Raw genomic sequence first — 11520 nt, 5'->3', positions numbered from 1 at the left:
AGATCTCTTGGCCGTTGTCGACGGCGTCGATGCCCTCGACCAGTCGGCTGTCGATACGGCGGAACACGGAGGCGTCGCCTTCACAGAACTGCAGGCCGTATTCCTGCCAGAGCAGACCGAAGGCGGAGTACAGGATGCCGTTGCTGCGCTCGCCGGCATCACGCTGGTGATGGTCGAAGCGCCCCTCGGCCGGGTTGTAGCGACCGCCGACGTCGAGCACGATGTCCGCGCTGCCCAGGACGGACTCGTCACGGCTGCGAACGACGGTGGCGTCGGGGTACAGCTGCTTGAGCAGCGATACGCCGAAGACGTCGTCTGCATGGAACTTGCCGTTATGGGTCGCGATGATCACCCGTCGAGACTAGGCAATCGAGCGCGGGGATGCCTAGTCAGCCGATGGTGCGGATGCGGTCGGTGGCAGGTGGCGAGACCGGCGACCCGGCTGCGAACAGGGCGGTCAAGGCGTCGAGGTCGTTGCCAGCACCGGTCATCTGGGTGGAGTTCTTCAGTGCGGTGAAGCCGTCCCCGCCCTCGGCGAGGAACTTGTTCACCACGACGCTGTAGACGGCGTCGGGCGCGATGTCCTGCCCGTTCAGACGCATTTCCGAGATTCGCGAGCCCGGCGCTGCTCGCCGGTCCATGGCGTAGGTGAAGCCCGCGGACGGGGAGAGGATGCGCTCGGTAGCGGTGCCGTCGAGGTCGATCTGGAATTGCTGTTCGAGAGCGTCCTTCAACACCGCTCCTGTGACGGAGAGCACCTCGAGGCTGTTACCGAAGGGTTGAACACCGTAGGCCTGGCGGTAGGTGACCTGGCCGGAAGTGCCGAAGTCCAAGTCCTCGCGCATGCCGCCGGGGTTCGTCAACGCTAGTTGGGCGCCTCGTGTCGATCCGGCGGCGAGTTGAGCGTCGGCGACCAGGTTGCCGAGTGTCGATTCGCCGCTGGGGACGCGGTCGCGTGTCAGATCGGCGGTAATGGTCCCCACCGGCCGCTGAGCGCTGTCCGACGCCTCCGACCAGGCCCGGTCGGCGAGAGCCTGAATATCGGGATCCGGCGAAATATCGTGTGTCACTATCTGATTGAACGCGGACGTCTGATCGCGAACGACCTCGCGTGTGTTGCGGTCGATGGTGACGTCTGCGACGGACACGATCCGGCCGTGCGAAGCGCCCTGCATCACGACTCTGGGATTGCCTGCGGGATCAGGGAATTCGCAGTTGTACTGCTGGTGGCTGTCGGCGGTGAAGATGACGTCCACCTTCGGTGAGGCGCGGAGGGCGATGTCGCGGGCCGGGCCGGACTCGACGTTGCAGTCGTTGGGCCCACCTTCGACGGCCGGTTCGTCCCCACGGTGCAGGAGGACGGTGATGGCTTTGACGCCGAAGAAGTCGAGGACGTCGGCGGTGCGGTTGATCGCTTCGACCTCGTCGCCGAACTGCAGATCGGCGATCCCGCCCGGTGTCACGATCTGCGACGTGTTGGCGGGGGAAATCGCTATGACTCCGAGCGGAATGCCGTCGACCATGTTCACGGTGAAGGGCAGCGTGGCCGGGGTGCCGTTGGTGTACGTCATGTTCGCGGCCATCAGCGGGAAGTTGGCGCCGCCGAAGGACGGACTGAACGTGCACGCATCGACGGCGGAGCAACCGCCGGACTGCATGCGTCGGAACTCGGCGAGCCCTTTGTCCAGTTCGTGGTTGCCGATCGCGGAAGCGTCGATCTTCATCCGGTTCAGGAGTTCGACCGTCGGTTCGTCGTTGAACATCGCCGACTCGAGCGCCGACGATCCCCAGTTGTCACCGACCGAATACAGCAGCGAGTTGGTGGCCTGGCTGCGAAGTTGCGTCACGTAGGCCGCGAGATACGCCGCGCCACCTGCGGGAGTGAGCGAGCCGTCGGCCTGCCTGATCTCGCTGCGAACACCTTCCGGCGGGCGGAGACTGCCGTGCAGATCGTTGAACGCCAACAGACGTACCGACACCGTGTCCTGGGACTCTGCGTTGGCGACGCCACTCAGGGAGGTCGCGGTGGTGGCGAGAAGGGTCGTTGCGAGCACGGCACACGTTCGTGTCATGCGTCGCGTCATGCGTCGTGCTCCCTCACTCGGACCGGCCTCGAACCTCCCTGAGTGTGCCCGTCTGCCGAAACGAATTCCAGTCCTCGGCGTAACAGTTATGTATCGAGTGTCACGCGGTGACGCCGATGCCCGCGGCCTGCTTCGCGACGTCGGTGTTCGCGAAAGCGAGGAATGCGTCGTTCTCGTGTGGATCGCCGATGGTCATCCGGACGCCCTCGACGCCGTACTGGCGGATCAGAATGCCCGCTTCGGTACTCGCCTCGGCAAAAGCGGGAGAGAGTTCTCCGAGGGGGAGATAGACGAAGTTCGCCGACGACTCGGGGACGGTGTACCCGGCTTCGATCAGAGCGGTTCGAACTCGCGTCCGCTCGGCGATGACACCTTCGGTGCGGGCAAGCAGTTCGTCTGCTGCAGCCAGGGAAGCGATTGCGGCGGCCTGCGCAACAGCGCTCACGGTGAACGGGGTGTGCACCTTGCCGAGGGCCACGATGATCTCCGGATCCGCGACCGCGTAACCCACGCGGATTCCCGCGAGGCCGTACGCCTTCGAGAAGGTGCGCAGAACAACCACGTTGGGGCGGCTGCGGAACAGCTCGATGCCGTCGGCGTCCGAGCGTGAGTATTCGAAGTACGCCTCGTCGAGTGCGACGACGACGTGCGCCGGGACCGCGTCGAGAAAGCTCTCGAGCTCTGCCTTCGACAGTGCATTGCCGGTCGGGTTGTTGGGGTTGCATACGAAGATCAACCGCGTGCGATCCGTGATCGCGGCCAGCATCGCGTCGAGGTCGTGGCCGAAGTCCTCGGTCAGCGGAACCTTGACCGAGACGGCATGGCCGACCTGGGTGACCACGGGGTACGCCTCGAACGAACGCCACGCGTAGATGACCTCGTCACCCTGATCGCAGGTGATCTGCACGAGTTCCTGGCACAGCGTCACGGAGCCACAACCAGCGGCGACGTTGGCCGGCTCGACTTTCAGGAAGCTGGCCAGCGCCTCGATGAGTGCGACCGCGGCATTGTCCGGGTAGCGGTTGGCATCGGCGACCGCGTCGGCGACGGCGTCACGCACACCGGGCAACGGCCCTACTGTCGTTTCGTTGCTCGCCAGCTTGATCGCACCCGGAAAATTGCGTCCGGGAACGTAGGCGGGGATGGAGGCGAGGTCAGGGCGAATGTGTGCGGTCACGAGTCGATTATGCGCGCACTGATTTGGTGCGTAGCGGCCGTCTGCGTGTCAGAGTTAGAAGATGTCGGAAATCTTCCGAGCCACCGCGTATCTGCGCGGAGCCGAAGGGGAGGTCGCCACGGCTGTTCCGCTGACCGTGGTGGAGCCGGACGGCCCGACGAGGGGCGGGATCGTCGTCCTGCATGAAGCCCGGAAGTTCAGCCCGGCTCTGCTGAATCTGATGTGCGCGCTTGCCGGCGAAGGGTGGGTGAGCGTCGCACCTCACCTGTTTCACCGCGAACCCGAACACATGCAGGGTGAGGTGTTCGGTGACAACCTCTTCGCCGACTTCGACGCGACCCTCGATTGGCTCGTCGGACGCGAAGTTCTCGCAGACACCATCGGGGTGCTCGGATTCGACGACGCCGGTACCGCCGCGATGCTCGTGGCCACCAGCCGTCCCGTCGGCGCCGCGGTGAGCGTCGCCGCCCGGGGAATCGTCGAAGCCTTGTCGGTGGATGCTCAGGCGCTTGTCGACGCGGCCACTTCCCTGCAGGCGCCGTGGCTGGCGCTGTACGGCGAGGACGATCCCAGCACGCCTCGCGAACACGTGACTCTGCTCCGGGAAGCGACCGCGAAGGCCGACGTCGCGACACTGGTGGTCAGCTACGCCGGACTGGCTCACCGGGCGGACGAGCCGCCACAGCTGTCCGAGGACGCTGACCTCGACGACCCTGATTCGGCCTCGATCATCGAAGCTCAGACCCGGATCTTCGACTGGTTCGACAGCCACCTGCGGTAAGTCCACAAAACAGTCCGCTGACCACACGTTTTGCCTTTGGTGGCGAAGGGTGTGTAATCTTTCGATCCGGCGGTCCGAAAGGATCGGAACCCCCAGGGAGGCGTGCCAGAGCGGCCGAATGGGACTCACTGCTAATGAGTTGTCCCTTTTACGAGGGACCGGAGGTTCAAATCCTCTCGCCTCCGCCAAGCCGGTGATTTTGACCGGCGGGTTAGAAATGATAGAAATTACGACGGTAAGACACGCAAGACCAGCAAGACAACAGAACATGCGCCCGTAGCTCAACGGATAGAGCACTTGACTACGGATCAAGAGGTTAGGGGTTCGAATCCCTTCGGGCGCACAACAGAAAGCCCCTCACCAGCAGAGATGCCGGTGAGGGGCTTTCTTGTGTCCGGACTGAGTTGACCAACTCAACAGTTACTCAACGGATTGCGTCAGGCTGGGCCGAAAGTGTTGAGTACCGAGGTCATGTCTGGGACGTGTGTCACACGTTCGATGTAGTGCGCTTCGGTCACTCGCGTGTTGGCGTGGCCGAGCTGGGCCTGCGCACCCTCGACGCCGTACTGCTGCTTCACTAGCGTTGCCACTGTGCGCCGGAACGAATGAGGCTTCACCCACGCGTACTCCTCGCCTAGCGCTGCCCTCCACGCTCGCCGGACGTTGGCCGGGGATACCCAGTTGCCTGTCCCGGTCACAAACACTGCTCCTACTGACTCCTCGGGCACAGGACGGCTTAGGCGTCGCCGTAGAGAGTCCGCGGCGAACTGAGGGAGTTTCACGGTTAGTGGAGGTGCGTCACCTTTTCGGTACTCCTGGCGGCGTAGCTTTTCACCCTTGGTCCGAGGAACAATCAGCGTCCCCTGAATTGCGACAGTCGCCGGTTTCGTGGACAGGTCTACGTCCTCTTCGCGGCGCAATGCAAGTACCTCACTGATACGCCCACCGGTCGCAATGAGCAGATCCATGATGTCCTGCAGATCTTGCCCAGGCTTGGGTCCGGGGCGCGGCCGCGTGATGCCGTCTGTGTCCACCACCTCATGTCGGCAGTAGTCCGTGATCCTCGCTCTGACGATCTCAAACTCTTCCACTGTGATCGCCCGGACGGGCTTTTTCTTGATCTTCGGGCGGATGGTCTCGCGGGCGGGGTTGTACGGAATCAGGTCGAGTCGGACGGCAGTCGAGAAGATTCCGCTGCAAACGATCTGAGCGAGTCGCGCACGGGAGGGAGCAGTTTTTGCGATCGCCCGCAAAAAGGCGTCAACCGTACCCGTGGTGACCTCGCCAACCTGGAGAGAGCCGAGGGCGGGCCGGCAAACCCGCTCCCATGTGTCGGTGTAGATGCCCAGTGTTTGAATCTCGACGGTGTCCGCCTTTTCCTCCAGCCAGTACACAGCAAGGTCGGTCATCGGAGATCTTGCGCTCAGCGCAGCTCGGACGCCCGCCGGCGTTACTCGATCGGTGAGTTTTTTCTGAACATTCAGCCTGGCGTCTTCCGCCGATGTCCCGGTCGCCTCGACAAGGCGCAGCACGCCATCACGATCGCGCACTCGAACTTTGGCTACGTTCACGCTGCCTCGAACGGTGGTGGTGATCTTCCCCCACTCACCAGGCTTGAGCCGCTGCCTGGTCATCGGTCCACTTCCATGCCTAGTGACCGCATGCGGGCTAGGAGGAATTCGAGCAGACGGTTTACCTGGGCCAATTGAGACAAGAGGTTCGCACTGTGTTCTACGGGCTCAGTGTCTGGAAGGTCCGCAATCCGATCTTCGAGCTCCATTGCCTGGTGAAGAAGTTCCTGCCATTGCCGTGCCAATCCCAAACGTTCCCCTGACTGTCCGAGATTGTCGAGCCAATCGTATCGGTCGTCGACGTCGGCAACGCTCGGATCGCCTGGAATCTCACTGAAGTCAAAACCCGTCAGGAACTCACCCGTGAATTGAAGGGTGGCTTCGAGGCTGTCGCCTTGTCGGCCCGGAAAAATATCCACCTGCCGAGAAATCAGGCCGGGAAAGAGCAACTCGAGAGGCGCGACTTCTAGTGCGGCAGCTAATGTTTGGATCTCAGCCACATCCAGCTTGGCGGATCGGCTATTGCTTTCAATCTTGGCGATAGTGGCTCGCGTGATCGGAAATCCAACATGGCTTGTCCTAGCGGATAGCTGCGATGCCGAAAGCCCACGCGTCACCCTTAGTTCCCGAACTGCCACCCCTACGCGCTCGGCTTGGTCATTCGCCCAAGCCCTTGCCGTCTCAGATCCTCGCGTTGTCGCTTCGTTGCTCCGCATAGGAGCAGACTAACCCGAACTTAGGCGCATCGTGGAACTACGTGTGATACTGTTCCGAACAGATCCAGCATCATAGATTACTGGACCTTAAACGGAGCAATCGGAGGTAGTGGTGACAACCCCAGCAACTCAAATGCACGCCATCCCAGCTGTTCAAGTTCGCCTGAGCGTCGGCCGCGCCAAGGTCTTTGAGCTAATTAAGTCCGGAGAACTGCGCTCGGTGAAGATCGGTAAATCGAGGCGCGTCTCGGAGTCGGCACTTCGCGAATACGTCGAGGGGCTCGAGGCATCGGCCTGATGCGGCACGCAGGAATCGCACGAAAAAGGCACCAGGTGCGGGACTCCCATCCCGGAAATGCACCTGATGCCTGTTCAAATCCCCAACAATCATCACGAAGCAGGAGACACTAATGCCTACTGTAAAGCACGGCACCGACAGAGCGGAAGACACCAGTCGGACGCCGTTCAAAAACTGCCGAGACTTCAACGCCGAGACGCGCCCCAAGATCGAGATCTCGGGCAAGGACCCCAACCCGTGGCTGGCAGACGACGCACCGCGGTGGTCGAATCCGAATCACGATGTTCTCAACGAACCGGGTAGCGACGTCTGCCAACCCGATCATGCCGAGTGGCGATCCGCTCCCTTGTGCATGCCGCACACGACCAAGTACGCCGTCGTCGATGCGGACGGAAACTGGACCACCGCAACGATCTGCGCCAATCTCAGCCAAAAAGTTGGCGACCGCTACCCCCACATCAATTTCGAGAGTCACGGATTCAACGCCAAGGGGGACCCGATAGGCGAAGACACACCGCTCAACAAGTACTCCCTGACGATCGAGGATGCCGGCAATCTCGCTCGGGCGCTCCTCCTTCTGATCGATCTCGCGCTCGGGACTACGGACGACCTCGGCGAAGTGGATCCCAAGTGACTACAACAACTTTCGCACTCACCTTCCTGCTGATCGTCGAGAACATCACGATCATCTGCCTGGGCGCCTTCCACCTCCACGAAACGGGGCAACGACATGGTTCATCCGGAAACACAACGCATGCACGACCTCGGGTTCGCACTCGGCCCGCTCGACGGGAAAAAGGCATTTTTGGCCGGCGGGTTCCACAACTTCACCACCAACCCGGACGTGCATACCCGCCAGGCGCACAAGTACCCGCACTGCAACTGGGGCGGAACTCGTTCGGGCACGATGGCAGTTGACATCGATCCAAAAAACGGCGGCTCGCTCGAGTTTCTGATGAAATCCCTAGGTTTGCCGAACCTTCTTGACACCTTGGCTGTTCGAACAGGATCCGGTGGCTGGCACATCTACTTTCTTCACGACGGAAAGATCCGCGGCAAGCTCGACAGGTACGACGGGATCGACCTCAAGACCTGGCGCACGGGCTACACGGTGATGCCCGGCTCGGTTCACCCGGATACCGGGAAGCTGTACCGGATCGAACGTGACCTTCCGATCGCACCGTTGCCACAAGAACTGCTCCCTCTTGTGACCCCACCCGTCTACAAACCGTCGCCGGTCACCGTGAATCCGGAACGGCGCTCAGATGGCTTGGTGCGCAAGGTCGCCGAGGCTGTCGGTGGTGGCAGAAATCAGATCACGTTCTGGGCTTTGTGCCGTGCTCTCGAACGTGGGAGCAGTTCTCTTGTGCCTGAGATCCGCGATGCAGCACTGTCCACAGGTTTGACCGAGGGAGAGTTCGAAACATGCCTGAGATCGGCCCAGCGCACCGCTGGGAGGGTCGCATGAGCACCGCCGAGGTGAGTGTGCTCCTCGAAGCGCTCGAGACGTTCTACCGCAAATACGCGGTCCACCCCACCGAGCACCACTACGTAGTCCTAGTCCTGTGGGCCGCACACAGTTACGTGTACGAGGAGTTCGACACCTCCCCTCGACTGTTTTTCGATTCGGCAGTTCCGGCGTGCGGCAAGACCCGCAACCTGGAGCTGCTCGACGAGACCGCCCGCAGTCCACTGATGGCATTCTCGGCGTCACCAGCCGCGTTGATTCGAACCATCGACAAGGGTGGCCGCACGATTCTCATGGACGAAATCGACACCCTCTACAACAAGAACGGTGGTGCTGGTTCGGAGGATGTCACCGCCGTGGTCAACGCCGGCTACAAGAACGGTGCCAGAGTGCCGAGATGTGTCGGTCAGGGCATGGACATCGACGTCGTCGAGCTCGATGCGTACGCCCCGATGGCGTTGGCCGGTCTGCATTCGAATGTTCCCGAAGCGGTGCGGTCGCGGTCGATCCACTTCCGCATGAAGAAGCGCAAGCCGTCTGAAGTGGTGTCCCCGTTCTATCGCCGGGATGTCTCCGAGGAGGCGCAACCAATTCGAGATGGTCTCGCGGAATGGCTCGAGCCTCTCCGTGAAGAGGTGCGCGCGGCGCGGCCGAGGATGCCCAAGGGTGTCGAAGATCGGGCAGCGGAGGTCTGGGAGCCACTGCTGGTGATCGCGGACCTCGCAGACGGGCAGTGGCCGAAGCGGGCACGGGAGGCATGCAAGCACTTCGTGTTCGCCAAGTCCGGGTATGCCCGCCCGATCGGTATCGACCTTCTCGCCGACATTCAGTTGGTATTCAAGGGAGCGGAAAAGATGGCGTCCGCCGATTTGGTAGCCGCGCTCGTGACAATCCCGGACGCGCCGTGGAAAGACATCCGAGGGTCGTTCTTGAATCAGGCAACACTGGCTAATTTTCTGCGACCCTTCGATGTGCGGCCGAAGGATCTAAAATTCCCGGGCAACAAGGTCGTTAAGGGATATCGAGTAGGCGGGGAAGGTGGTCTTGCCGAGGCGTGGGAGCGGAACCTCGCCGCAGGAACGGATGATGTCGACGATGATCAGAATGAGTCCATACCCGCCCTCATACCTCCAGAAGCCGCTACCGCCGCTACCGGCGCTACCGCCCTGGTCACAGCCCCGGAAGTGGTAGCGCCTCCGGTAGCGGGTAGCGGAGGCGCTACCTATCCCGCTACCAATCCCAAGCCTCTGACCAGCAAGGTAGCGGGGGTAGCGGGGGTAGCGCCCCCTCAGGGTATGGGCGGGGAGAATGTAGCCACGGCAGCGAACGCCAAGACTCCTTTGCATGCGGTTTCCGACCCGACATGTCGGGAATGGTTTGAACGACACATCCGAGGACTCATCGAAAACGGACACACGACCGTAGACAGCGACGCGGTATACACAGCCGGTCAGGATGCCGGATGGAACCTCCAAAATCTGCGCAAGGTCGCCAGCAAGTCCACCCTCGTAGGCACCGCCGAGAAACGGGCAGACGGTACCGCACTGTGGAACATCGGTGAGGAAGCCACGGATACGTGGATATCCGCCCCACAGTGGCTCCTGGACTTTTTGCGAGCACACGGTGGATGGGTCCGCGCGAGTGATGTCCATGCCGCAGCACAGGCTGACCCGAACGGGCCTGAGCGCACCTCTCTCAAGTCGGCAGCCCGCGCCGCGTATGTCCAAAAGCGAGGCAACTCCATCGCCACTGAATGGTGCCTCGATCCATCCCATGAACAGGAGTCGGCATGAACGAAACCAAGACATTGAAGTTCGGTCTCGCCGCCGTCTACATCCCAAGGACTGGGCCGCAGTGCGATAGAAGCGCCCCAGTCACGACTGCGCCGGCACCACCGAAGCCGTACTGCGGTGCCCCCACCAAAACTGGAGACGAGTGCCGTAACCGCGTGTCCGCATGGGGTGTCGTGTGCGCCGTGCACGAGCCGGACTACCCGTGGTGACCACTGTCGTCGAGAGGGATGACGTGATGACAGAACGCAATACAGTTCCCGAGAAAGCGCAGAGGACTCGCTCGGGGTCTCGGAGGGAGCCGGGGACGGTATCTCTGCTGGCCGAGATTCTCACTGGACGGCCGAATCTCCCCGAGGCTCGCTGCCGGACACATGCGGAGCTGTTCGATGCGCTCGTGGACGGTAGGGCGACCGACGAAGACAAGAACTATGCGCACGGGCTGTGCGGTCGCTGCCCGCATCTGACCGAGTGCCCTGATGCACTCACCGCACCCCACCGAAAGGCCGCATCATGGCCAACTACACACGTCCAATCCAGTGCACTCACCCCGAATGCCCGCACCTGACGCACCATCCGAGCGCCCGGTGCCCAGCCCACAGAAAGGACAGCTGATGAGAATCCAGCCCACCCCAGTTGGTGCCCCACGAGTGCGGGCCTACGTGAAAAGGTCCCGCATCGACATCGACATGGGCGGGGTCACCTACCAGCTCAGCAAAACCGAAGCGCTCGGACTCGCTGACGTACTAGTCGACGTCGTTGAATCACTACCCCAACTAAAGGAGAACATCATGCACGACAGCGAAGATTCCACCTACCCTTCCGAGTGGTCCGATCTGCCCGAGAAGCCCGAACTGCTCGACAAGTACCTGCCAAACGACCTCGAAATGGCCAAGCTCGCAGAATGGCTCGCCGACTACTACGCCGAGGATGCCCACGCCCGCCCCGGCTGGCTCGAACTGTCCGACAATCCCGAGCGGTATCAGAACTTCCTCATTGGGGCCGCGGAACTCCTCAAGCCCTATCTTCGGCACCCACTGACCTCGGCACGGCTGCGAGACCAAGCGATCGCGCACAAGCAGACCGCCATCGAGAAGAACCTCGGCTGAACTATGAGCGAGAACATCGGAAACCAACTCCCGCAGCCGGACCCACGAGGGCTACTCACATTCGACCACCTGCCTCGCGACCTCCGCATTGCCGAGGACGCCACCCAAGCAGGTGACCATGAAACCTCGAAAGCGGTGAGCGGTGGGTCGCCGTGGACGAGGCCGGCGACGCCAGCAGAACGAACCCTGTTGACCCACCTGGGATACGAACTACCCGACGAACTCGACACCACCATCCGGTACGTCACCAGCGGCGTACGAGAACGCACTTGGCCGACCCTCGACAACTGACCCCTCCCTACGGACTCACTGACACAGGAGCACCCGAAACATGACTACACCTGCAGCACCAGAACCGCAGACCACCACACCCGCAGACCCAGCCGATCCACCAGTCACAGAGACGCCGGACAACGACGTCGAACGCGAAGAAAGCGGCGCCGACCTCGCGCACGTCCGCAAGCTCCGCTCCGAGAACAAAAACCTCCGCGAACGCGCCAAAACCGCCGAGGATCAACTCGGCACC

Annotated in this window: 13 protein-coding genes, 2 tRNA genes and 1 pseudogene; 11 read left to right on the top strand and 5 right to left on the bottom strand. The window is 62.0% G+C overall.

From position 1 onward, the window contains the following. From A2J01_RS24670 to hisC, 3 genes are all read right to left on the bottom strand, one after another. Positions 1-352, bottom strand: a 352-nt coding sequence (locus A2J01_RS24670; RefSeq protein ID WP_197494293.1) for an MYG1 family protein, incomplete at its 3' end; no start/stop codon positions are given. Positions 353-389: 37 nt separating this feature from the next. Then, positions 390-2084 carry a bifunctional metallophosphatase/5'-nucleotidase gene (locus tag A2J01_RS24665; RefSeq protein WP_064113794.1) on the bottom strand — a complete coding sequence of 565 codons (1695 nt, stop codon included), beginning with the start codon at positions 2082-2084 and terminating at the stop codon, positions 390-392. A gap of 100 nt (positions 2085-2184) precedes the next feature. Then, positions 2185-3261 (bottom strand): histidinol-phosphate transaminase, encoded by a 1077-nt coding sequence (gene hisC, locus A2J01_RS24660; protein ID WP_064113793.1) that lies wholly within the window; start codon positions 3259-3261, stop codon positions 2185-2187. A gap of 61 nt (positions 3262-3322) precedes the next feature. On the opposite strand from hisC, the gene A2J01_RS24655 reads away from it, so the two are divergent. From A2J01_RS24655 to A2J01_RS24645, 3 genes are all read left to right on the top strand, one after another. Beyond that, positions 3323-4042, top strand: coding sequence for a dienelactone hydrolase family protein (locus A2J01_RS24655; protein ID WP_003943860.1), 720 nt, complete (start codon positions 3323-3325; stop codon positions 4040-4042). Between the two features lie 96 nt (positions 4043-4138). Next, positions 4139-4230: transfer RNA gene (locus A2J01_RS24650), tRNA-Ser, on the top strand. Between the two features lie 82 nt (positions 4231-4312). Beyond that, positions 4313-4385 (top strand) — tRNA-Arg (locus A2J01_RS24645). A 94-nt stretch (positions 4386-4479) separates the two neighbouring features. Here the strand turns inward: A2J01_RS24645 and A2J01_RS24640 are convergent. Continuing rightward, complete coding sequence (locus tag A2J01_RS24640; RefSeq protein WP_064113792.1) at positions 4480-5676, bottom strand: tyrosine-type recombinase/integrase; 1197 nt, start codon at positions 5674-5676, stop codon at positions 4480-4482. Beyond that, positions 5673-6329: a helix-turn-helix domain-containing protein gene (locus A2J01_RS24635; RefSeq protein ID WP_156519392.1), complete on the bottom strand. Its 657-nt coding sequence runs from the start codon at positions 6327-6329 to the stop codon at positions 5673-5675. The genes A2J01_RS24640 and A2J01_RS24635 overlap by 4 nt, the downstream gene beginning before the upstream one ends. A 133-nt stretch (positions 6330-6462) precedes the next feature. On the opposite strand from A2J01_RS24635, the gene A2J01_RS35425 reads away from it, so the two are divergent. The 8 genes and pseudogenes from A2J01_RS35425 to A2J01_RS24605 all read left to right on the top strand — a co-directional run. Next, positions 6463-6627: an excisionase family DNA-binding protein gene (locus tag A2J01_RS35425; RefSeq protein WP_082900954.1), complete on the top strand. Its 165-nt coding sequence runs from the start codon at positions 6463-6465 to the stop codon at positions 6625-6627. A 112-nt stretch (positions 6628-6739) separates the two neighbouring features. Continuing rightward, on the top strand, positions 6740-7261 hold the full coding sequence (locus tag A2J01_RS24630; protein WP_064113790.1) for a hypothetical protein: 522 nt from the start codon (positions 6740-6742) through the stop codon (positions 7259-7261). 96 nt (positions 7262-7357) lie between these two features. Further along, positions 7358-8095, top strand: coding sequence for a bifunctional DNA primase/polymerase (locus A2J01_RS24625; protein ID WP_082900953.1), 738 nt, complete (start codon positions 7358-7360; stop codon positions 8093-8095). Further along, positions 8092-9888, top strand: a complete 1797-nt coding sequence (locus A2J01_RS24620) for a DUF3631 domain-containing protein (protein ID WP_197494292.1) — start codon at positions 8092-8094, stop codon at positions 9886-9888. Before A2J01_RS24625 ends, A2J01_RS24620 begins: the two co-directional genes overlap by 4 nt. A gap of 235 nt (positions 9889-10123) precedes the next feature. Beyond that, on the top strand, positions 10124-10453 hold the full coding sequence (locus tag A2J01_RS36025) for a hypothetical protein (RefSeq protein ID WP_156519391.1): 330 nt from the start codon (positions 10124-10126) through the stop codon (positions 10451-10453). A gap of 46 nt (positions 10454-10499) precedes the next feature. After that, on the top strand, positions 10500-10994 hold the full coding sequence (locus A2J01_RS24615; protein WP_156519390.1) for a hypothetical protein: 495 nt from the start codon (positions 10500-10502) through the stop codon (positions 10992-10994). A 3-nt stretch (positions 10995-10997) separates the two neighbouring features. Further along, positions 10998-11285, top strand: a complete 288-nt coding sequence (locus A2J01_RS24610; RefSeq protein ID WP_064113787.1) for a hypothetical protein — start codon at positions 10998-11000, stop codon at positions 11283-11285. Between the two features lie 40 nt (positions 11286-11325). Next, positions 11326-11520 (top strand): annotated as a pseudogene (locus A2J01_RS24605) (hypothetical protein); the annotation flags it as partial.

The sequence above is a fragment of the Rhodococcus sp. EPR-134 genome (genome assembly GCF_001647205.1).
GTDB lineage: Bacteria > Actinomycetota > Actinomycetes > Mycobacteriales > Mycobacteriaceae > Rhodococcus_F > Rhodococcus_F qingshengii.
This window is presented reverse-complemented; position numbering and strand designations above follow the sequence as displayed.

Bases quoted from the DNA above. Each gene is read 5' to 3' on its own strand.
- A2J01_RS24665 (WP_064113794.1), bottom strand. From the start codon at position 2,084: ATGACGCGACGCATGACACGAACGTGTGCCGTGCTCGCAACGACCCTT.
- A2J01_RS24655 (WP_003943860.1), top strand. From the start codon at position 3,323: ATGTCGGAAATCTTCCGAGCCACCGCGTATCTGCGCGGAGCCGAAGGG.
- A2J01_RS24640 (WP_064113792.1), bottom strand. From the start codon at position 5,676: ATGACCAGGCAGCGGCTCAAGCCTGGTGAGTGGGGGAAGATCACCACC.
- A2J01_RS24635 (WP_156519392.1), bottom strand. From the start codon at position 6,329: ATGCGGAGCAACGAAGCGACAACGCGAGGATCTGAGACGGCAAGGGCT.
- A2J01_RS35425 (WP_082900954.1), top strand. From the start codon at position 6,463: ATGCACGCCATCCCAGCTGTTCAAGTTCGCCTGAGCGTCGGCCGCGCC.
- A2J01_RS24630 (WP_064113790.1), top strand. From the start codon at position 6,740: ATGCCTACTGTAAAGCACGGCACCGACAGAGCGGAAGACACCAGTCGG.
- A2J01_RS24625 (WP_082900953.1), top strand. From the start codon at position 7,358: ATGGTTCATCCGGAAACACAACGCATGCACGACCTCGGGTTCGCACTC.
- A2J01_RS24620 (WP_197494292.1), top strand. From the start codon at position 8,092: ATGAGCACCGCCGAGGTGAGTGTGCTCCTCGAAGCGCTCGAGACGTTC.
- A2J01_RS36025 (WP_156519391.1), top strand. From the start codon at position 10,124: ATGACAGAACGCAATACAGTTCCCGAGAAAGCGCAGAGGACTCGCTCG.
- A2J01_RS24615 (WP_156519390.1), top strand. From the start codon at position 10,500: ATGAGAATCCAGCCCACCCCAGTTGGTGCCCCACGAGTGCGGGCCTAC.
- A2J01_RS24610 (WP_064113787.1), top strand. From the start codon at position 10,998: ATGAGCGAGAACATCGGAAACCAACTCCCGCAGCCGGACCCACGAGGG.